Here is a 22,559-nt window from a genome sequence, read left to right as displayed (position 1 = left end):
TTTAGTTTATTTAGTGCACACAACTTGGTTGTGATATTTTACATTTATAGTTTTATAATCTTGTATGGTTTTATCCAAAAATGTTTTATTATAAAACGCTTTTAACTTTTTAAATTTTACATCAATTTCTTCTAATTTTCCGAAATCAATTTTATAATCACCACTTCTTACAGAAAATTTATATTCAGAAACGTCAGATTTCTCTATTCCTACTATTTCTTTTTTCAAAAAATCATCGTCTAAGATTTTAGAAATTAAAGGTAAAATCTCTTTAACATCTTCCTCTTTTTTTACTCCAGAAACCAAGATAACTCTTGCTGAATAATTCTCTGACAAAGGCACTTTTACACCTTGTTTATCAACATAATAAGAACTACCATCAGCAATAATTCTTGCTATTGGAGTTCGTTGTTTTATGATAGATTTTAGTTGTCCTTTTATGGTTAAAAACACAGATGCCTTTTCTACATAAGGGTTCTTAGATACCTGTTTTTCTAAACCGTATAAATTTATCACAGATTTTGCTTGGTTTATCACACTCGAATCATTTTGTATTAACAATTTATTAACCATAGCATGTGTTAAAAAATTATTGTCTCCATCTTCAAATTCTATGACAATTTCTGATACTTTTTTTTGTTGATTTCTTAACGTTGAAAAACTGTATAAAAAACCTAAACTTACTATAAGTAAAAGAAATACGATGTATTTTAAAACCTTTTTAAATTTCATTTTCTTCGAGTTTTAAAAATTGAGACGCTACTTCATTTACCATAACACCTATATCTCCTGCACCTAACATAATAACAATTTTTGATGATGCATCTTTAATATCTTTAACTAAATGTGATCTGAATGTTAATTTTTTATTGTTATTGTCGATTTTATTTAATAACCACTCAGAAGTTACTCCTTTTATTGGCAATTCTCTTGCAGGATAAATATCTAACAACATTATTTCATCAAATTTTGATAAAGCACTGGCAAAATCATCGATAAAATCTTTTGTTCTAGAAAATAAATGCGGCTGAAATACCACCAACACTTTTTCATTGGGATACATTTCTCTTACTGCACTTTCTACTGCCTTTATTTCTGTTGGATGATGTGCATAATCATCAATCAAAACAAAATCGGAGGTTTTAATTTTATAAGAAAACCTGCGCTTAACACCTTTAAATGTTGCTAAACTATTTTTAATGCCTTCTAGAGGGATTCCATATACATCTGCCATAGCTAAAGCTGCCAGAGCATTCATTACATTATGATTACCAGGTAAATGAAACTCAATATTCTTTATTATTTCTGATGGTGTTTGTACATCAAAAATATACTTTCCATTTTCAATTTTTAGGTTAAAGGCCTTATAATCTGCATCTTCATTAATGGCATATGTTAATCCTGCAATTGGTAAACCTTTGGCAACAATTAATGTATCTGAAACTTTTTCTGAAAAAGCAAAAAAGGATTCTTGTAAAGCTTCTGGAGCTCCATAAATATCTAAATGATCTGCATCCATAGAAGTTATGCAAGCAATATTGGGACTTAATTGTAAAAAAGATCGATCGAACTCGTCTGCTTCTACTACAGAAATTTTATCTTCTCCTAAAATTAAGTTCGAATTGTAATTTTCTGCAATTCCGCCTAAAAAAGAAGTAGCTTTTACTTCTGCCATAATATGACCCAAAATAGAAGAAGTTGTGGTTTTACCATGTGTACCTGCTACTCCTAAACAAAAAGTTGACTTTGTAATTTCTCCTAAAATTTCTGATCTTTTTAAAACTTTAAAATTATTGTTTAAAAAATAATTCAGTTGACTATGATTCTTAGGAATTGCAGGCGTATACACCACCAACGTTTTATTTTTATTTAAAAAAGTAATTGGAATGTTTTTTACATCATCTAAAAAATGAATTTCTACACCCAACGTTTCTAAATCTGTTGTAATCTGACTAGGAGTTTTATCGTAACCAGCAACAGCTTTCCCATTGGCAGCAAAATAGCGTGCAATTGCACTCATTCCTATGCCTCCAATTCCTATGAAAAAAATAGAAGAAGCCCATCCTAAATCCTTCCCTTTGGGAAGGACTTTTCCAATCTTGCTTGTATTTTTATCTATTTTATTCATTCTTTTTTTAACTGAAATATTTTTCTACTAATTCCTAATCTTGTGTCTTAAATATGTAAAACTTCTCTTTTCCACAATCTAGTTTCTTCCTTTTGGGAAGATTAAGATGGGCTTATTAACTTTTCTATTTCGTTTACAATATTTGTGGTTGCACTTGGCAAAGCCATTTCTTTTATATTTTCTGACAAATGCTCTTGCTTACCTTTATCTTTTAATAAAGTTTCAAAAACAATCGGAAATGTATCTAATTCTTTTTCTGGCAATAAGATAGCACCATGACTATCTGCTATTGCTTTTGCATTTTTTGTTTGATGATCTTCTGCCACATTTGGAGAAGGAATAAAAATTACTGGTTTACCAACAATACATAATTCTGATACTGAACTTGCACCAGATCTAGAAATTACAAAATCTGCACTGGCATAAGCCAAATCCATTCTATTGATAAATTGATGCACTTGAATATTTGCTAATTCGTTGTATTTTTTATAATCATAAATATAAAATTTACCACATTGCCAAATTACTTGTACATCTTGACTTTTAAAAAATTCTAAATTTGCTTCTATAAGTTGATTTATTTTTCTTGCCCCTAAACTTCCGCCTAAAACCAAAATGGTTTTCTTTGTTTTATCCAACTTAAAAAAGCTTTGCCCTTCATCCTTTTTTGTGTGAATATTTAATAATCCTTGACGAACAGGATTACCCGTTTTTACAATTTTATCCGAAGAAAAAAAGCGTTCTAGATTATCGTATGCTACACAAATTTTATGTGCTCTTTTACTTAATAATTTATTGGTAATTCCTGGAAAAGAATTTTGCTCTTGTATTAATGTTGGTATTCCTTTTCTGCTTGCCATAATTAGAGTTGGTCCGCTTGCAAAACCTCCTGTACCAATAGCAATGTCTGGCTGAAATTGCCTGATAATATTTGAGGCTTTTATAAGACTACTTAAAAATTTAATCGGAAACATTAAATTACTAAAGCTTATTTTTCTTTGGATGCCAGAAATCCACAAACCTCTAATTTTGTAACCAGCTTGCGGCACTTTTTCCATTTCCATTTTATCTTTTGCACCCACAAACAAAAAATTAGCATCTGGATAGCGCAATTTAATTTCATTGGCTATCGCAATTGCAGGATAGATATGACCTCCTGTTCCTCCTCCAGAAATAAGTATGTTATATGGTTTCATGCAAAATATCTAAAGGGTTATCGTCTAAAATATCTTCTTCTGTTTCTTCTTTTGATGCGCTTACGCTTAAAATCATTCCGAGTGCAAAACACGTCATCCAAATAGAAGTACCTCCACTACTGATTAATGGTAAAGTTTGTCCAGTTACAGGGAATAAATTTGTAGCTACAGCCATATTTATGGTTGCCTGAAAAATTATAGGACAACCTACGCCAACTACTAATAAAGTTCCGAAAATTGTAGTAGTTTTTCTAATTACTACAAAAATTCTAAACAATAATAAGAAGTATATAAATATAACCACAAGTCCGCCAGCCAAACCATATTCTTCTATAATTATTGCAAAAATAAAATCTGAAGAAGATTGTGGTAAAAAGTTTTTCTGCACACTTTTACCTGGACCTCTACCAATTGGACCACCTGTTGCAATTGCTATTTTTGCTTTTTCTACTTGATAAGCTTCTTTACTCTCTTTATCAGAAAAATTTTCTATTCTACTTTGCCAAGTTTGTATTCTGTTTGGCATTGCATCAGGAAAAGCCTTAGCTACTAAAATAAAGACTGCTAGTGCTAAAATACCTGCACCTAAAATGATTCCTATGTATTTTAAAGGATAACCACCTATAAATACTAGCATTAAAATCATTACAAAAATAATGGCTGTTGTAGAAAAATTTGCAGGTAGAATTAAGAACAAAACCAAAGCAACTGGCAACCAAAGCTGTAAAACACTTTCTTTAAATTTTATCTCTTTTTCTTTATTCTTTGCCAAATATCTTGCCACGTAAACCATTAACACCAAACCTGCCAAAGTTGATGTTTGAAAACCAACACCCACAAACGGAATTCGAATCCATCTACTGGCATTTGCGCCTCCAATTGTGGTTCCTTGCATTAAGGTAAAAATCAACAAGATTATTACAATAGGCAGCATTAATACTGAGCCACCAGAAAAATATCTATAAGGTATTTTATGAACTCCGTAAATAATTGCAAAGCCCATAATTAACAAAACCATATGTTTTATTAAATACCCTAAGGTAGAGCCAGAACCTACAACATATACCAAGTTTGTGCTTGCACTATATACAGGCATAAATGAGAAAACTGCCAAAATAGCAACAATGGCCCAAATGGTTTTATCTCCTTTTATATGTTGAAAAATGGTTTTCACTTTACTATTTTATTATAAATTTCTTACTGCATTTTTAAATTTACGACCTCTATCCTCGTAACTTTCGAATAAATCGAAACTAGCACAAGCTGGCGATAATAACACTACATCTCCTTTATCTGCCAATTTATGAGAAACTTTTACAGCTTCTTCTGCACCTGCAGTTTCTACAATAAAATCTACAACGTTACCAAAGGTATTTTTAATTTTATCGTTATCTAAACCTAAGCAAACAATTGCTTTTACTTTTTCTCTAACTAAAGGCAAAAGATCTGCATAATCATTTCCTTTATCTACACCACCAACAATCCAAACTGTTGTTTTGTCCATGCATTCTAAAGCATAAAAAGTTGCATTTACGTTGGTCGCTTTAGAGTCGTTTATATATTCCACGCCCATAATTTTACCCACATTTTCTAAACGATGTTCTGCACCTTCAAAGTCTGCCAAGCTTTCTTTAATAAACTCTTTTCTTACACTTAACAATTGTGCTGCCAAAGCAGAAGCCATCGCATTTTTTGTATTGTGTTTTCCTTTCACTGATAATGTTGAAATCGGCATATGTATTTTATCTTTATTTAAATTAATCATTATTGTATTTTCTCTGATATAGGCTCCATATTCTAATTCTTTGTTAAGCGAAAAAGGAACCAATTTTGCGCTTGTTTTATGTACTTTTAACCAATTATTGATAGCTTCATCATCTGCATCATAAATTAAATAATCGGTTGATTTTTGATTTTTTGTGATTCTAAATTTTGAGGCAATATATTTATCAAAATCATATTGATATCGATCTAAATGATCGGGTGTAATGTTGGTGATAATTGCAATGTGTGGACAGAAATCTACAATACCATCTAACTGAAAACTACTGATTTCTAAAACGTAATTTTTAAAATCGTTTTCTACTACTTGTTTTGCAAAACTGTCTCCAATATTACCTGCAATACCCACATTTAATCCTGCATTTTTTAAAATATGATGCGTTAATAATGTTGTGGTTGTTTTACCATTAGAACCTGTAATACCAATAATATTTGCATCTGTAAATTGTGCTGCAAATTCAATTTCAGAAATTACTGGAATCGAATTTTTAATCAATTTTTGAATTAGAGCAACCTTATCAGGAATACCAGGACTTTTCATTACAACATCAGCATTTAAAATTTTGCTTTCTGTATGTTGATTTTCCTCAAAATCTATTTCGTTAAGTAAAAGAACTTCTTTATATTTTTTTGATATTGAACCTTTGTCTGAGACAAAAACATCATATCCTTTTTGTTTGCCTAAAATTGCTGTTCCAGCTCCACTTTCTCCTGCTCCAAGAATCACAAGAAGCCCCCTTTTCCCCAAAGGGGGTAAAACTGGAATCGTATGTTTATCTTGGTTGTTCATTATTTTAAATTCTTAATCTATTATTCTTTTTTCTGTTTTCAATAATTTTACATCTGAGTGTTTCTTCCCTTTGGGAAGATTAAGATGGGCTTTTTTCTATCTTAATTTGAGTGTTACAATTGTAAAAACAGCTAACAGAATTCCGATAATCCAGAAGCGAACAACAATTTTACTTTCGTGATAATTTAACTTTTGATAATGGTGATGCAAAGGCGCCATTTTAAAAATCCTTCGTCCTTCACCAAATTTCTTTTTTGTGTATTTAAACCAAGAAACTTGCATTATCACAGAAAGGTTTTCTACTACAAAAATTCCTGCTAAAATTGGCAACAACAATTCTTTACGAATCGAAATTGCAATAACTGCTATAATTCCTCCAATAGTTAAACTACCAGTATCGCCCATAAAAATTTGAGCAGGATACGTATTGTACCATAAAAACCCAATTAAAGCCCCTGCAAAAGCAAGGATAAAAACTGTCATTTCTCCAGAATTTGGTATGTACATTACATCTAAATAATCTGCAAAAATGATGTTACCAGAAACCCAGGCAAACACAGCTAATGTGATGACAATAATTGCTGATGAACCTGCTGCTAAACCATCAATTCCGTCTGTTAAATTTGCACCATTAGAAATACCTGTTACAATAAAAACAGTGATAAAAATGAAAATAATCCAACCATATTTTTCGTAACCATCACCTAAAAAACGTAAAGGTTTTGCATAATCGAACTCGTTATTTTTAAAGAAAGGAATTGTTGTTTTGGTTGATTTATGTGCATCACCAAAAACCTTTCTCTTTCCATTTTCTTGTATAACTTGCTGTTCTACTGGCAATTGTTCTTTTATAGTTACACCATCATTAAAATAAAGCATAGAACCAACAATAACCCCTAAACCAACTTGCCCAAGAACTTTAAATTTACCTTTTAAACCTTCTTTGTCTTTTTTAAACACCTTTATATAATCGTCTAAAAAACCAATAAAGCCCATCCAAACTGTGGTAATTGTTAAAATTACGATGTAAATATTATCTAACTTTGTTAATAAAATAACCGGAATTAACGTTGCCAAAATTATGATTACACCACCCATTGTTGGCGTACCAGATTTTTGTTTTTGCCCTTCTAAACCTAAATCTCTAATAGTTTCTCCAATTTGCTGTTTTCTTAAAAAATCGATAATTCTTTTTCCATAAATAGAAGAAATTAACAGAGATAAAATAAATGCTGTTGCTGCTCTAAATGTGATAAACTGAAACACACTTGCGCCTGGAATGCTAAACTGATTTTCTAAATATTCGAATAAATAATACAGCATTTCTAGTTCTTTTTTAGTTGATTGAAACAATTAGTAACTTCTTCTAAATCATCAAAATGAGAACGAACTCCATTTATTTCTTGATAATTTTCGTGTCCTTTTCCAGCAATTAAAATGATGTCTCCAGTTTTAGACATTTTACAAGCCGTTTTTATAGCCTGTCTTCTATCTAATACTGTTAATGTTTTTCTATAATTTTCTGCAGAAACCCCAACTTCCATTTCATCTAAAATGGTTTGTGCATTTTCGGTTCTTGGGTTATCTGAAGTAAAAATGGCTTGGTTACTTAATTGCGATGCAATATTTGCCATTTTTGGTCTTTTTGTTTTGTCTCTATCACCTCCACAACCTACAACTGTAATTACATTTTCGTTGTTGGTTCTAATATCGTTAATGGTTTCTAATACATTTTTTAATGCATCTGGAGTATGAGCATAATCTATAATTGCAGTAATTCCATCATCAGAAACTGTGTACTGAAAACGCCCACTAACACTCTCTAACTGACTTACAATGGTTAATATTTCTAACTTATCTAAACCTAATAATTCTGCAGTTGCAATAATTGCAGTAAGATTATAGATATTAAAAACACCTATTAATTTGGTCCAAACTTCAGTTCCATCCACAGAAATTAAAGTTCCAGAAAGTTGTTTTTCTAAAATTCTAGTTTTGTAATCTGCCAATGTTTTTAAAGCATAACTGTATTTTTTTGCTTTGGTGTTTTGCAACATAAAGTTGCCATTTTTATCGTCTATATTTGTTAATGCAAAAGCCGATTTTGGCAATCCATCAAAAAACTGTTTTTTTACATTTCTGTACTCAGCAAAAGTTGCATGATAATCTAAATGATCGTGAGATAAGTTTGTGAAAATTCCGCCAGCAAAAGTTAAACCTTCTGTTCTTTTCTGATGAATTCCGTGCGAACTCACTTCCATAAAACAATACTCAACACCAGCGTCTAACATCTTGTCTAAATACTGATTAATTGTAATTGAATCTGGAGTGGTATGAGTAGCTTTAAATTCGGTTTCATCAACCAAAATTTTTACGGTTGATAATAAGCCTACTTTATAACCTGCTTTGTAAAATAGTTGATATAATAATGATGCAATTGTAGTTTTACCATTTGTACCTGTTACCCCAACAACTTGGAATTTTGTGGAAGGATTATCATAAAAATTAGAAGCCATAATTGCCAAAGCAACATTTGCATCATCAACCTGAACATAAGTGATTCCTTCTTTTTTATCCGAAGGAAAATCTTCGCAAACTACAGCTTTAGCACCTAAAGCAATTGCTTTATCAATATATAAATGACCATCTACTTGCACGCCTTTTTGAGCCACAAATACATCATTCTTTTCAATTTTTCTAGAATCGAAAACAATCTGATTTACATCAATATTGGTAATACCAAACACTTGTTTGATAGCAACCTTATATAATATGTCTTGTAAATTTTTCAGTTTATGATAATTTTAAAATAATGGTACTTCCTTTTACTAACTTTTCTCCTTTTTTTATAGACTGCGATTTTACTTTGCCAACTCCAGAAAATTTTACTTTTAAGCCTATATTTTCTAAAATTGATACAGCATCCATTCCATTCATACCTTTAACATTTGGCACTTTTGCAAAATCTACACTTAACAATTTATTGTAGGTATTGTATTGATTGTCTATTGCTGCAAATTCTACTTTATCGTCTACAGATTGATTGTCTATAGGCGTTGTTGTATAAATTTTCTGAGCAATTTCTTTAAACACTGGTGCAGCTACTGTTGCTCCATAATATCCTTTCTTTTTATCGGGGTTATGCACCACAACTATACACGAATACTTTGGTTCATCAGCAGGAAAAAAACCTGCAAAAGATGCCACATATTCTTTGGTAGAATAATAACCACCTTGCCATTCTCCTTTACTGTTTTTAGTTCTTGGAATGTATTTTTTAGCAGTACCAGTTTTACCAGCCATAGAAAAGTTTGGAGAATAAATATTATCTGCAGTTCCTTTAATAACTACATTTTCCATCACTTTTTTAATTTTACTTAACGTTTCTTCGGATGCAATTTGTGGATTAACAATCTCGGTTTCAAAAACCTTTTCTGCTTTATCTTCTCTTCTTAATTCTTTTACAAAACGCGGTTTTACCATAACTCCATTATTGGCAACAGCATTATAAAACATGAGTGTTTGCATTGGTGTTACAGAAATTCCATACCCCCAAGACATCCATTCTAAAGAAATTTTACTCCAACTTTTATCTGATGGTTTTGGCACATAAGGTTTTCCTTCACCTTTAATTTGAAAACCAATTGGTTTTGTAAAACCATAATCTTCTATTTTTGAAATAAATTTTTCTGGTTGATGATCGTAATGCTTTTTTATCAACTTAACAATACCAACATTAGACGAAACCTCAAAAACACGCGCTGCAGAAATTTTACCATAACCACCTCTTCTAGAATCTTCTACTTTTCTGTTATTGATGTAAATTCTTCCTTTTTCTGTATCAACCACTGTAGATGTATCAATTACTTTATCATCTAAAGCCGCCATTAAACTTGCTAGTTTAAAAGTAGAACCTGGCTCATGACTTTCCCAAACTGCGTAATTTCTCTTTTCAAAATATTTTCCTTTTGATGTTCTTCCTAGATTAGAAATCGCTTTAATTTCTCCTGTTTCAGTTTCCATAACTACTGCACAACCATGATCTGCATAAAAATTTTCTAACTGACGTAACAAAGCATGATGCGTAATATCTTGAATATTTACATCTATAGTTGTAATAATATCATGACCATCTATGGGTTCTTTTTCATTTACATCAGAAATTGGTTTCCATTGATTTTTAGCAATTTTCTGTTTCCATCTTAAACCATTTTCACCTTGCATAAAATCTGCAAAAGCACCTTCTATACCTGCTTCTCCTCTAAAATCATCATAACCAATTGTACGTTCTGCAATTTTACCAATTGGATGCGCACGCACAGTTTTATGTTCTGCAATAAAGCCACCTTGATAAACACCTAATTTAAAAATTGGGAATGTTTTAATTTTTAGATAATCATTATACCCAACATTTCTAGCAATTAACAAATACCTGTTTTTGCGTTTTTTGGCTGTTCTTAATTTATTCTGATAGTAACTTGCAGATCTACCCAACATTTTTGACAACTCTTTAGACAAACCCGCAATATTTTTTTCAAAAACCTCTCCATCTACAGCAACAACATCCATTCTAATGGTATATTTAGACATTGAAGTTGCTAACAAATTACCATCTGCAGCATAAACATTTCCTTTATTAGCAGCAATTGTAAATTGCTTAACTGTAAGTTCTGTAGAAAGTTTTTTGTATTTTTCTCCTTGAAAATATTGAATGTCTACAACCCTAAAAATGATTGCAAACAAAATTAGCGTCATAAAAGAAGCTACTATGTAGAATTTGGTAAGTATGCTTTTTTTGTGAGTTGCCAATTTTATTAATCTTTAATCGTTACTTTTATTTTTTTTGGAGGAGTTTTTGACGGCTTTAACCCTCTTGCCTTTGCTTTTTCTCTTATGCTAGATTCCATTTTCATTCGCATTAAAATGGTACCTGTATCTACATATTCTGCTCTTAATTCTCTTTTTCTTTTATTTAATTCTGAAATTTGAAAAACTTTCTGTTCAGAACTATGTGCACTGTAAATCATAATTAACATCAACAACACCACAAAAATGATAATTCGCCAATTTTTAAAAGCTGATTCATCTGTAAGGAAACTTCCTCTTAAAAAATCATAAACTCCTTTTTTAACCTTTGCCATTTTAATTCTTTAAAGTTGCAATTCTTAATTTTGCACTTCTTGCTCTATTGTTAATTTTGATTTCTTCTGGTTTCGGAATAATTAATTTTCCTATTTTTTTTAAAGGTTCATTTGAATTTCCAAAAACATCTTTTTCTGGCTCACCCTCAAACAACCCTGTTCTTATAAACCTTTTTACCAATCGATCTTCTAGAGAATGATAAGAAATAACACTTAATCTACCTTCATCATTTAATAAATTCGGCACCTGTTCTAAAAACTCTTTTAAAACCTCTAATTCTTCATTTACTTCAATTCTGATTGCCTGAAAAATCTGAGCCAATATTTTATGTTCTTTTGCTTTTGGCAAAACTGTTTTTAAAGCTTCTTTTAACTGAAAACTGGTTTCAATTTTTTTATTACCTCTAGCATGAACTATAAGTCTTGCTATCTTTCTCGAATTTCTTAACTCACCATAAGCAAATAAAATAGCTGCTAATTGTTCTTCAGAATAATTGTTGATAATTTCTTTAGCCGATTTTTTAGATTTTTGATTCATTCTCATATCTAAATCACCTTCAAATCGTGTTGAAAAACCTCTTTCAGCTTCATCAAATTGATGAGAAGAAACTCCTAAATCTGCCAGAATTCCATCAACTTTTTTTATTCTATGAAACCTTAAAAACCTAGAGATATATCTAAAATTTTCTGGTATTAACACAAAACGCTCATCATCAATTTCATTTTCTAAAGCATCAGGATCTTGATCAAAAGCAAACAATTTTCCGTTTTTACCAAGTCTGTTTAAAATTTCTTTAGAATGACCTCCACCACCAAAAGTTACATCAACATAAACACCATCTTCTTTTATGGCTAATGCATCTATACTTTCGTGTAATAAAACAGGATTGTGGTAATTACTCATTATCATTATTATTTGAATCTCCCATTACTTCTTCTGCCAATTGCGCAAAATTATCTCTTGCAGCTGCAATTGCTTTTTCGTATTTCTCTTTATCCCAAATTTCAATTATACCTGCTGAAGCAGACATTACAATTTCTTTTTTTATTCCAGCAAAATCGCACAAATTCTTTGGTATTAAAAACCTACCAGTTGCGTCTAATTCTACTAACTTTACGCCCGCTGAAAATATTCTTATGAAATCGTTTGTTTTTTTATTGAACCTATTTTTTTTACTAACCTCTGCCATTGTTGTATCCCATTCTTGCATTGGATACAGCTCTAAACAAGACTCAAAAATAGATTGCTTTAACACAAAACCTTTTTGTAAAACTGGGGCAAGTGCTTTTTTAAAAGTAGATGGTAGCATCACTCTTCCTTTGGCATCTGCCTTGCAATTATGTTCCCCAATTAGGTTTATCACTTAAAATCTCGATTTATAGTTCAAAAATATACAAAAAATACCACTTTTTACCACTTTTTACCACTTTGTTAATAAAAACAGAGCAGCCCCTTTATTTATAAGTAAAAACAGTTGTTAACAACTCTAACTAACTGAATATGAAATGAGTTTTTATATCATAAAAAAGAAGTACATTTGCGTTTAGTGAATTCAAACAAAAATCAATGACTGACAAGTTAAAAACTGAAGGAAAGTTTACATATGCAGAAGCTGGAGAAGGACCTGCAATCATTGTTTTACACGGTTTAATGGGTGCTTTAAGTAATTTTGGAGCAACATTCGATTACTTTTCTAACAATGGTTATACAGTATTAATACCTGAATTACCATTATATACGCTTCCTTTAATAAAAACGAACGTTAAAAATTTAGCAGCCTACTTAAAAGATTTTCTAGAGTATAAAGACATATATAATGCTATTCTTTTAGGAAACTCTTTAGGTGGCCATATTGCATTGTATTTTACCAAGCATTACCCAGAAAAAGTAAGTGGTCTTGTACTTACAGGTAGTTCTGGTCTGTATGAAAATGCAATGGGAGATAGTTTTCCGAAAAGAGGAAACTACGAATTTATAGAGCAGAAAGCGAAAGATGTTTTTTATGATCCTGCTGTAGCAACTAAAGAATTGGTAGATGATGTATATGCTACTGTTAACGACAGAATAAAAGCATTAAAAACCATTTCTATTGCAAAAAGCGCTATTAGGCATAATATGGCCAATGATTTGCCAAACATGCAACAACCAACCTGTTTAATTTGGGGAAAACAAGATGGAGTTACACCTCCTGAAGTTGCTCACGATTTTCATAAATTGTTACCAAACTCGAACTTGTTTTGGATCGATAAATGTGGACATGCTGCAATGATGGAAAGACCTGAAGAATTTAATCAGATTTTGGGTGATTGGTTAAAATCGACAAAATTCTAAACATTTTACGTTGTGAAAATTAAAACTGCTGAATTTGTAATGAGTAACAGCAATGTTATTAATGCACCTAAAGAAAGGCTACCAGAATATGCTTTTATTGGACGTTCTAACGTTGGTAAATCTTCATTAATAAACATGTTAATGGAGCGTAAAGCGCTTGCAAAAACTTCTGGAAAACCTGGTAAAACGCAATTAATTAATCATTTTAAAATTAATGACGAATGGTTTTTGGTAGATTTACCTGGCTATGGTTATGCACAAGTTTCTAAGAAAAAAAGAGTTATTTTTCAATACTTTATAGAAAACTACTTTAAAGAAAGAGAACAATTGGTTTGTACTTTTGTTTTGATTGATTCTAGACACGATCCTCAAAAAATTGATTTAGATTTTATGCGCTTTTTAGGCGAAAATCAAATTCCTTTTTGCTTGGTTTTTACAAAAGCAGATAAATTGCCAAGCTCTAAATTAAATAAGCAAATTACATCTTACAAGAAAAAATTATTACAACACTGGGAAACTGTGCCAACTTCTTTTTTAACCTCTTCTACTTCTGGTTTAGGGCGTAAAGAATTTTTAGAATTTATAGATGGTGTAAATAAAGATGTAGCCAAAGATTTTAAATAATCCATCATGCATTCTCATAAAGGCAACTTACAAATTTTGTTTGAAGACAATCATATTATTATTGTTAACAAACGTTCTGGAGATATTACCCAAGGTGATAAAACCGGAGATAAACCTTTAAGTGATGTTGTAAAGGAATATATTAAAGAAAAATACAACAAAGCAGGCAATGTTTTTTTAGGTGTTGTGCATCGTTTAGACAGACCTACTTCTGGTGTAATTATTTTTGCAAGAACTTCTAAAGCTTTAGAGCGCTTAAACAAAATGTTGCGCGATAAAAAAATCAACAAAACCTATTGGGCAGTAGTTAAAAATCATCCGAAGAAAGAAAAAGACACGCTTATTAATTTCTTAAAAAAGAATCCTAAGAACAACAAATCTTCTGTTTTTAACAAAGAAATTGCAGGATCTAAAAGAGCCGTTTTACATTATACTATTCTTAAAAAACTAGACAACTACACTTTGCTAGAAATTGATTTAGAAACAGGTAGACATCATCAAATTAGAGCGCAATTATCTGCTATTGGTTTTCCTATTAAAGGCGATTTAAAATACGGATTTAACAGAAGCAACAAAGATGGAAGCATACATTTACATGCCAGAAAAATCGAATTTATTCACCCAGTTTCTAAAGATCAGATTTCGATAATTGCACCAACTCCAAATGAAGTTATTTGGAATGCTTGCCTCTAAAACTTAATTCTTGGGTTTTAGAATCAATATATTCTCACTTTTTTTAATTTCAGCTTCATTCAATTTCATTTTTTCAAATTTACCATCAACATATTTTTCTGCTTGATCTTTATAATAATCGCTAAAAATATTACCAGATTGACCAGTTGGAACAATACCTAAACTATTTTCTACATCAGAAAAATCGACAACTCTTCTAGAAGATGGGCCAGCTGTAATTTTATAAACACCAGTACTATCTAACTTAAAAATCTGATTATTAATCACCTCATTACCACCAACAGTTTTAAAAGGACCAACATTAAAAATTTTACGTAAAAGTCCGCCAGCTTTCCCAATTGCATGTTCGTGTTCTACAGAAATTACTCTTTCCCAAAACCAACTTTCTACATTTTCTCCCAATTGATTTTGCAGAAAAGCAATCGCATTTTTATACGATTTTGTAATAATTTCTATTTTTGTTTCTACTTTATTTTTTGTTGATAAATCATCCCACCAAACAGAATTTTCTCTAGCAATTTGATTTGGCAAAACTTGGTCTTGAAGTTGCGAATTTATAAATAAATCAAAACCATCACCTAATTCATCTTTATAAGTATTTTGTAAAAACTCAAACAAAAATCGATTGTAAATGGTTGGTGCAATCGATGATTTTAAATAAGCTCCTTCCCACTTTTCTAAAATTGAAAATGCTTGTTTTTCAGAAGGACCTAATTTATTTTTTGCTACATATTTTAACAAATCTCTGGCAATTTTATGATCTACAGAAGAAGTAACATCATACAACATTTCTGCAACATCTTGTTTTGTAAAATCGTTTTTAGCTTCTAAAAGGGTAACAATTCTTTTGGTTCTATTTTCTGGTTGATAATAACCAGGATATAATTTTCCCCTTACAGAATCTGGTTGATGATTGGCAGAATACACATAATTCGATTTTGGATTTATAGATTTTGGATTTTCATTAAAATCTAAATATTCAGTAATTTCATCATTTCCAGAAGCACCATCTAAAAAGATTTTAGAAGATAAACTGTCTCTTAATTGATACAATTTTGCAGAGGCAAACCAAGCAATATTATCATCAGTATCACCATACATAACATTTAAACCAGGTGCATGAATTTTAGCAACAGATTTTTTAAAATCAGCCAAAGAATTAGCGTGAGAAATTCCGTGAGAAACATCCAACATTTCATTTTTTAATTGCGTATAAATCCAATGCATTGCAATAGGTCTTTCATCATTTAAATGCGAAATAATTCCGTTCATAATTGGTCCATGATCAGAAACTTTTACTTGAAAAGTAGTATCTACATCACCTTTAACCTTAATTGTTTTTGTTCTTAATTCGTAATTTTTATAACCATTAACTGTTTTATAAGCAGTATTTTTTTCTGGATGATTTTCTTCTATATAGAAATTTAAATCGTCGTTAGCCAACATTGTTAAACCATATGCATAATCTTTATTATGACCCAATAATGGAAAAGGCATTAAGGCAATATTAAATCCATACATCTCAAAATCAAGTGTTTTTATATGATTCTGATACCAAACAGAAGGTTGCGAATAGCCAATATGTGGATCATTAGCAAAAATCACTTTTCCATTTTTAGTTTTATCTGCACCAATTACCCAAGAATTACTACCAATTAAAGATGATACTGGCATATTATCCATAATTGCACTTACACTTTTAGAAAATTTTGCGTTTATTTTTGAAACGCTATCCATTTTATTGATGAGCAAATTTTTAGAGTAAGCACCTAAAACTTCATCTAAATAAGGTTTCCCTAATTTCTCTTTTATTTCGGTTAATAGTGGATCTGTTTTATGAGCCACAGCAAAACTAAAAGACATATAACCAAACACATTATAGATGTCTTTTAGGGTATATTTTTCTTTTGCTATCCCTAATAAACTAAATTCTAAAGGCGTTTCGCCTTCCTCAATAAATTGATTAATTCCATCTAAATATGCTTGAGACAAAATATAAAAATCTGAGTTTTTATCTAAACTAGCCATTGTTTTATCAGCAGCTTCTTCTATTCCTAATCCAGAGAAAAACACATCTGTGCTTACTAAATCTTTACCAAAAATTTCTGACAATCTTCCTGGAGCAATTCTTCTGATGAGTTCCATTTGCCACAATCTATCTTGCGCATGTACATAACCCAAAGCCAAATAAGCATCTTTTTGATTGTAAGCATTAATGTGAGGCACACCAATTTCATCAAAATAAACAGTAACTTCATCAGATAAATTAGAAAGCTCTAAATTTCCTGTATATTTAGGCTGATTGAATTTTGAATATCCAAAAACCACAATTGCGATTAGAATAATGAAAACAACAACTATTTTTAGAATATTTTTTATAAATTTCATATGAAAACATTTGATCATATCAAAGATAAAGGATTTAAATTGTATTTTTGAAGTATAAATTTATGGAGGTTTTATGAAAAAAATTCAAATGGTTGATTTGCAAAGTCAATATCAACAAATTAAAGAAACTGTAGACACTTCAATTCAGGAAGTTTTAAACTCATCAGCATATATAAATGGTCCTTTAGTAAAAGAATTTCAACAAGATTTAGAAGAATATTTAGGCGTAAAACACGTAATTCCTTGCGCAAACGGAACAGATGCCTTGCAAATTGCAATGATGGGTTTAGGTTTAGAACAAGGTGATGAAGTAATTACAGCAGATTTTACTTTTGCTGCAACTGTAGAAGTAATTGCACTTTTAAAATTAACTCCTGTTTTGGTTGATGTAGAAGAAGATACTTTTAATATTGATATAGACGCATTAAAAAAAGCAATTACACCAAAAACCAAAGCCATTGTACCTGTTCATTTATTTGGACAAGTAGCCAATATGGATGCCGTTTTAGAAATAGCAAAAGCACATAATTTATTTGTAATTGAAGATAATGCACAAGCAATTGGTGCTAATTATACTTTTAAAGACGGTTCGCAAAAAAAAGCAGGAACTATTGGTAATGTGGGTACAACTTCTTTTTTTCCATCAAAAAACTTAGGTTGTTATGGAGATGGAGGTGCTATTTTTACAAATGATGATGAATTGGCACACACCATTCGTGGAATTGTAAATCACGGAATGTATGAAAGATATTATCATGATGTGGTTGGTGTAAACTCTAGATTAGATTCTGTACAAGCAGCTGTATTAAAAGCAAAATTACCAAAGCTAGATAGTTATTGTAATGCTCGTAGAAATGCAGCTCGCTTTTATAATAATGCTTTTGCCAATCATCCAAACATTATTACACCCACTGTAAAATCTAACAAAACAGCGCATTGTAATTCTATTTGCGATGTTTGCGACTGCCACGTATATCATCAATATACACTACAAATTACAAACGGAAAAAGAGATGAATTGCACAAGCATTTGCTAGCAGAAGGCATACCTAATGCAATTTATTATCCAGTAGCTTTACATTCGCAAAAAGCGTATCAAGATGAAAGGTATAAAGAAGAAGATTTTCCTGTAACTAACAAATTAATAAAAATAGTGATCTCTTTACCTATGCACACAGAATTAGATAAAGAACAACTCACTTTTATTACAGAAACAATCATCAACTTTTTAAAATAATTAACCCTAAAACAATTAAACAAATGAAAAGAATATTAGTAACAGGAGGTCTAGGTTTTATAGGATCGCACACAGTAGTAGAATTACAAAACGAAGGTTTTGAAGTGGTAATTATAGACGATTTATCGAACACAACAATTTCTGTTTTAGATAATATTACAGCAATAACTGGTACTAAACCAGATTTTCATCAAATAGATTTACGAGTTAAAAATGACGTGAAACATTTTTTCGACACCAACAAAGTAGATGGTATTATCCATTTTGCTGCTTATAAAGCTGTTGGAGAAAGTATGGGAAAACCATTAGAATATTACGAAAATAACATTGGTAGTTTGGTATATCTTTTACAAGAAATGAGAGATCGTAATTTAGATAATTTTATCTTTTCTTCTTCTTGTACAGTTTACGGACAAGCAGATGAACTGCCAATTACAGAAAATGCACCTGTAAAAGCTGCAGAATCTGTATATGGAAATACCAAACAAATTGGTGAAGAAATTATTAGAGATGCTAGTAATGCGCACAATATTAATACAATTGCATTGCGTTATTTTAATCCTGTTGGAGCACATCCTTCTGTTAAAATTGGCGAATTACCATTAGGAGTTCCTCAAAACTTAATTCCATTTATTACACAGACTGCTGCTGGAATTCGTGAGCAATTGTCTGTTTTTGGTGATGATTATCCTACTGAAGATGGAACAGCTGTTCGTGATTATATTCATGTTGTAGATTTAGCAAAGGCACACATTGCTGCCTTAACAAGATTAATCAATAAAAAGAATAAAAAAGCATTTGAATATTTTAATATTGGTACAGGAACTGGAAGTTCTGTTTTAGAGGTAATTCATACTTTTGAAAAAGTAAACAATTTAAAATTAAATTATAAAATTGTAGACAGACGTGAAGGTGATGTTGTTGCTGCCTATGCTGATACCACAATTGCTAATAAAGAATTAAACTGGAAGACAGAAAAAGACCTTGCAGAAGCTTTAGAATCTGCTTGGAAATGGCAACAAAAACAATCTTAGTTTTTGTGTACCTATCAAAATAAAAAACCTCAAAATTAAAATTTTGAGGTTTTTTATTTCTTTTATTTTTTGTTATTCTTTCTCCACTTCCGCTTCTGCAACATCGGCTTTTACAGGTAAAGAAACTACAGTATTTGCCCAACCTAAATTCAGCATTGCTTCATCATCTTCACCTTCAAACACAATAGAAAAAGCTTCTATAGAATCTTTAATTGTAGAAACAGCTGCTGTAACTCTTACAACATCTTCTGTTTCATCATAAAAATAAGAACCCCAAACATTTTTTTGATTGCTTAAAATTACGGTCCATTCAGAATCACCAGGAATGGTAAATAAAGTATAAGTACCTGCTTTTACTTTTTTATCACCAAAAATAACATCTGCATAAAATGTAATTTCTGCAGCTTCATTAGCTCCTGTTCTCCAAACTTTATCTTTAGGCGCCAATTTACTTAACGCTCTACCTTTTAATTGTGGTCTACTATAAACTATTTTTACCAATTTATCTGCATTTCTCCAATTTGTTGGGTAAGAAGCTGCATCCATAGGACTGACATCTAATTTTGGAAATTTTTGTGCAAATGTGTTTGTTGATGAAATTAATGCAATGGTAAAAATTGCAATAGATAAAATAGCTTTCTTCATATATTTTAAAATTAAGTTTTTGTTCTGTCTTTTGTTATCATAAAGTTATAAAACCTTTCAGTTACAAATCTTAAGTTTCTGTTAATATTAATGACAATTACAGTCTGAACTACAGTTTTTTTGCTTATTTGATGGAAAAACATATTTTTTTATCAAAAAAACAACGGCCAAGGCCACTAAAAGATAAACGATAACTTGTTGCATTAACTTAAAATTTGATAGGTTATTAATGATGAAACATAGGCCAATAATGCCATTCCAAATAACTGAATTAAAGGCCATTTCCAAGATTTTGTTTCACGTTTTACAATGGCTAATGTTGCCATACACTGCATAGCAAATGCGTAGAATACCATTAAAGACATACCTACAGAAAAATTAAATCGTTTTTTTCCAGTATCTGGGTTTACTTCAGAGGCCATTTTCTGTTTAATGGTTGTGGTATCTTCATCATCTGCTTCTACACTATAAATAGTAGCTAAAGTACCTACAAAAACTTCACGAGCTGCAAAAGATGTTATTAAGGCAATTCCAATTTTCCAATCGTAACCTAAAGGTTTAATTGCGGGCTCTATTGTTTTTCCTAAAACACCAATATAAGATTTTTCTAATTTTACTGATGCAATTTTTTGCTGAAGCTCATCATCACTTAAATTTTGATTCTCAACTTTTGCAATTACATTTTGCTCTACATTTTTAAATTCACTGCCTCCATTAGAAGCCAAAAACCATAGCACAATAGAAAGTGCCATAATTATTTTTCCTGCTCCAAAAACAAATGCTTTTGTTTTTTCTAAAACTTCGAAAAAGATATTTTTTACCGAAGGCAACTTGTAATTTGGCATTTCTACTACAAAAAACGATTTTGAGTTTATTTTTAATGTTTTGTGTAAAATGTAAGCCGCAATTACAGCAGATGCAAAACCTAAAAAATATAAGGATAACAGCACTAAACCTTGTAAATTTAAAAATCCGAAGATTTTTGTATCAGGAATAATTAGCGCAATTAATATTGCATAAACTGGCAATCGTGCAGAACAGGTTGTAAATGGTGTTACCAAAATAGTTATCAATCGTTCTTTCCAACTAGAAATGGTTCTTGTTGCCATAATTGCTGGTATTGCACATGCTGTTCCAGAAATTAAAGGAATAATACTTTTACCATTCATCCCAAAACGTCGCATAATTTTATCCATTAAAAAAACAACTCTACTCATGTAACCTGTTTCTTCTAAAATGGCAATAAATAAAAACAGAATGGCAATTTGAGGTATAAAAATTATTACTCCTCCAAATCCGGGAATTATTCCTTCTGTTAATAAATCTGTTAGCACGCCTTCTGGTAAATTACTTTTGGCAAAATCTGCAATCTGAGCAAAAGTAGCATCAATAAAATCCATAGGAATTGATGACCAATCAAAAATAGATTGAAAAATTACGAGTAAAATGAGACTAAAAATTACATAACCAAAAATTTTATGGGTAAAAACTTTATCTAATCTACTTCTTAAGTCCTTGGCTTTTGTTTTATCTACTAAATAGGTTTTCTTTAAAATTTTATTAATCTCTTGATAACGATAAATTGTTTCTTTGTGTTGGTATTTTTTTAATTTAGAAATGTCTTGTTTAAAGGCTAATAATTTTTCTTTTTCCTCTTTTGTAATGGTATCTGGAAAATTATTTTGAGTAACCATTAACCACAATTGATACAAACTATAATTAGGGCTAATTTCTTTTAATTTGTAAAAATAATCTGGATCTATTTTAGAATTAATACCACATAAAGGTGATGCTTTTGCAGCTACATGACAACGAATTATGGCTTCTTTAACTTCTTTTATTCCTTCGTTTTTTCTTGCACTTATTAAAACTATTTCTGTGTTTAACTCTTTTTTTAAAAGTGATAAATCTATCGAAATTCCTTTTCGATTCATTTGATCTACCATATTAATAGCCAAAACTGTCGGAATTTCTAAGTCTTTAATTTGTGAAAAAAGCAGTAAATTTCTTTTTAAATTTTCTACATCTGCAACCACCAAAATTACATCTGGTGATGTTTTTATATCTTTATTTAATAAGGTTTTTAAAACAATACTTTCATCTATCGAAGTTGGATTAATGCTATAAGTACCTGGTAAATCTGTAATTATAGCATTCTGAGTTGCAGATAATTTACTAACGCCTTGTTTTTTATCTACAGTAACTCCGGGATAATTTCCTACTTTTTGATTTAAACCTGTAAGTTGATTAAATAATGAAGTTTTTCCAGTATTCGGATTTCCTATTAAAGCAACTTTTATATCGTTTTTAGACATTAATTATTTGCTTTAAGAATTTGAATTTGACTTGCTGTTTCTTTTCTAATTGCCAAATGACTACCATTTACACAAATGTAAATCGGATCTTTTAATGGCGCTATTTGAACTAACTCTACCTCTGCTCCTGGCAAACAACCCATTTCTAATAATTTTAAAGGAATAAAATCTAAAGACTCTTCAGAAATATAACCTATTTCACCAATACTTAATGTTGCAATTGTGCTCAAATCGTTTAGTATAAAAAGAATCCC

Annotated in this window: 20 protein-coding genes; 5 read left to right on the top strand and 15 right to left on the bottom strand. The window is 30.6% G+C overall.

Annotated elements, in window-relative coordinates:
* Nucleotides 1–6 precede the first annotated feature (6 nt).
* The 11 genes from ACWYN7_RS02425 to mraZ form a co-directional block, all read right to left on the bottom strand.
* Nucleotides 7–732 carry a cell division protein FtsQ/DivIB gene (locus ACWYN7_RS02425; RefSeq protein WP_462858242.1) on the bottom strand — a complete coding sequence of 242 codons (726 nt, stop codon included), beginning with the start codon at nucleotides 730–732 and terminating at the stop codon, nucleotides 7–9.
* Entirely contained in the window at nucleotides 722–2,128 is a 1,407-nt protein-coding gene (gene murC / locus ACWYN7_RS02420) for a UDP-N-acetylmuramate--L-alanine ligase (protein ID WP_462858241.1), read from the bottom strand. Before murC ends, ACWYN7_RS02425 begins: the two co-directional genes overlap by 11 nt.
* Nucleotides 2,129–2,229: 101 nt before the next feature.
* Nucleotides 2,230–3,324 (bottom strand): undecaprenyldiphospho-muramoylpentapeptide beta-N-acetylglucosaminyltransferase, encoded by a 1,095-nt coding sequence (murG, locus tag ACWYN7_RS02415; RefSeq protein WP_462858240.1) that lies wholly within the window; start codon nucleotides 3,322–3,324, stop codon nucleotides 2,230–2,232.
* Entirely contained in the window at nucleotides 3,311–4,498 is a 1,188-nt protein-coding gene (locus ACWYN7_RS02410; RefSeq protein ID WP_462858239.1) for an FtsW/RodA/SpoVE family cell cycle protein, read from the bottom strand. The genes murG and ACWYN7_RS02410 overlap by 14 nt, the downstream gene beginning before the upstream one ends.
* Nucleotides 4,499–4,510: 12 nt before the next feature.
* Nucleotides 4,511–5,896, bottom strand: coding sequence for a UDP-N-acetylmuramoyl-L-alanine--D-glutamate ligase (gene murD / locus ACWYN7_RS02405; RefSeq protein ID WP_462858238.1), 1,386 nt, complete (start codon nucleotides 5,894–5,896; stop codon nucleotides 4,511–4,513).
* A gap of 96 nt (nucleotides 5,897–5,992) precedes the next feature.
* Nucleotides 5,993–7,219, bottom strand: coding sequence for a phospho-N-acetylmuramoyl-pentapeptide-transferase (mraY, locus tag ACWYN7_RS02400; protein ID WP_462858237.1), 1,227 nt, complete (start codon nucleotides 7,217–7,219; stop codon nucleotides 5,993–5,995).
* A 2-nt stretch (nucleotides 7,220–7,221) separates the two neighbouring features.
* Complete coding sequence (locus ACWYN7_RS02395; protein ID WP_462858301.1) at nucleotides 7,222–8,688, bottom strand: UDP-N-acetylmuramoyl-L-alanyl-D-glutamate--2,6-diaminopimelate ligase; 1,467 nt, start codon at nucleotides 8,686–8,688, stop codon at nucleotides 7,222–7,224.
* Between the two features lies 1 nt (nucleotide 8,689).
* Entirely contained in the window at nucleotides 8,690–10,651 is a 1,962-nt protein-coding gene (locus ACWYN7_RS02390) for a penicillin-binding protein (protein WP_462858300.1), read from the bottom strand.
* 59 nt (nucleotides 10,652–10,710) lie between these two features.
* Nucleotides 10,711–11,037 carry an FtsL-like putative cell division protein gene (locus ACWYN7_RS02385; RefSeq protein WP_462858236.1) on the bottom strand — a complete coding sequence of 109 codons (327 nt, stop codon included), beginning with the start codon at nucleotides 11,035–11,037 and terminating at the stop codon, nucleotides 10,711–10,713.
* A 1-nt stretch (nucleotide 11,038) separates the two neighbouring features.
* Nucleotides 11,039–11,941: a 16S rRNA (cytosine(1402)-N(4))-methyltransferase RsmH gene (gene rsmH, locus ACWYN7_RS02380; RefSeq protein ID WP_462858234.1), complete on the bottom strand. Its 903-nt coding sequence runs from the start codon at nucleotides 11,939–11,941 to the stop codon at nucleotides 11,039–11,041.
* Nucleotides 11,934–12,401 carry a division/cell wall cluster transcriptional repressor MraZ gene (gene mraZ / locus ACWYN7_RS02375; RefSeq protein WP_462858233.1) on the bottom strand — a complete coding sequence of 156 codons (468 nt, stop codon included), beginning with the start codon at nucleotides 12,399–12,401 and terminating at the stop codon, nucleotides 11,934–11,936. Before mraZ ends, rsmH begins: the two co-directional genes overlap by 8 nt.
* Before the next feature lie 203 nt (nucleotides 12,402–12,604).
* On the opposite strand from mraZ, the gene ACWYN7_RS02370 reads away from it, so the two are divergent.
* Genes ACWYN7_RS02370 through ACWYN7_RS02360 form a run of 3 tightly spaced genes read left to right on the top strand, consistent with a single transcriptional unit; the run spans nucleotide 12,605 to nucleotide 14,686 of the window.
* Nucleotides 12,605–13,369, top strand: coding sequence for an alpha/beta fold hydrolase (locus tag ACWYN7_RS02370; protein WP_462858232.1), 765 nt, complete (start codon nucleotides 12,605–12,607; stop codon nucleotides 13,367–13,369).
* A gap of 12 nt (nucleotides 13,370–13,381) precedes the next feature.
* Nucleotides 13,382–13,993, top strand: coding sequence for a ribosome biogenesis GTP-binding protein YihA/YsxC (gene yihA, locus ACWYN7_RS02365; protein WP_459485467.1), 612 nt, complete (start codon nucleotides 13,382–13,384; stop codon nucleotides 13,991–13,993).
* A 6-nt stretch (nucleotides 13,994–13,999) separates the two neighbouring features.
* On the top strand, nucleotides 14,000–14,686 hold the full coding sequence (locus ACWYN7_RS02360) for an RluA family pseudouridine synthase (RefSeq protein ID WP_462858231.1): 687 nt from the start codon (nucleotides 14,000–14,002) through the stop codon (nucleotides 14,684–14,686).
* A 3-nt stretch (nucleotides 14,687–14,689) separates the two neighbouring features.
* On the opposite strand, the gene ACWYN7_RS02355 is transcribed toward ACWYN7_RS02360, so the two are convergent.
* Nucleotides 14,690–17,074, bottom strand: coding sequence for a penicillin acylase family protein (locus ACWYN7_RS02355; RefSeq protein WP_462858230.1), 2,385 nt, complete (start codon nucleotides 17,072–17,074; stop codon nucleotides 14,690–14,692).
* A 73-nt stretch (nucleotides 17,075–17,147) separates the two neighbouring features.
* Between ACWYN7_RS02355 and ACWYN7_RS02350 the strand changes: the two genes are divergently transcribed.
* Both ACWYN7_RS02350 and galE read left to right on the top strand, forming a co-directional pair.
* A complete protein-coding gene (locus ACWYN7_RS02350; protein ID WP_462858229.1) occupies nucleotides 17,148–18,311 on the top strand; it encodes a DegT/DnrJ/EryC1/StrS family aminotransferase in 1,164 nt (387 codons plus the stop codon).
* 23 nt (nucleotides 18,312–18,334) lie between these two features.
* On the top strand, nucleotides 18,335–19,345 hold the full coding sequence (gene galE, locus ACWYN7_RS02345; protein ID WP_462858228.1) for a UDP-glucose 4-epimerase GalE: 1,011 nt from the start codon (nucleotides 18,335–18,337) through the stop codon (nucleotides 19,343–19,345).
* A 72-nt stretch (nucleotides 19,346–19,417) separates the two neighbouring features.
* Here galE and ACWYN7_RS02340 read toward each other — a convergent pair whose 3' ends face one another.
* From ACWYN7_RS02340 to ACWYN7_RS02330, 3 genes are all read right to left on the bottom strand, one after another.
* A complete protein-coding gene (locus ACWYN7_RS02340; protein WP_462858227.1) occupies nucleotides 19,418–19,990 on the bottom strand; it encodes a DUF2911 domain-containing protein in 573 nt (190 codons plus the stop codon).
* A gap of 203 nt (nucleotides 19,991–20,193) precedes the next feature.
* The gene (feoB, locus tag ACWYN7_RS02335; protein WP_462858226.1) at nucleotides 20,194–22,305 is read right to left on the bottom strand and encodes a ferrous iron transport protein B; all 2,112 of its coding nucleotides are present in this window, start codon (nucleotides 22,303–22,305) and stop codon (nucleotides 20,194–20,196) included.
* Nucleotides 22,305–22,535 (bottom strand): FeoA family protein, encoded by a 231-nt coding sequence (locus tag ACWYN7_RS02330; protein ID WP_462858225.1) that lies wholly within the window; start codon nucleotides 22,533–22,535, stop codon nucleotides 22,305–22,307. The genes feoB and ACWYN7_RS02330 overlap by 1 nt, the downstream gene beginning before the upstream one ends.
* Nucleotides 22,536–22,559 lie beyond the last annotated feature (24 nt).

Source organism: Polaribacter sp. M10 (assembly GCF_054968445.1).
The sequence above is the reverse complement of the archived record's forward strand: the minus strand, read 5'-3'. Positions and strand labels throughout refer to the sequence as shown.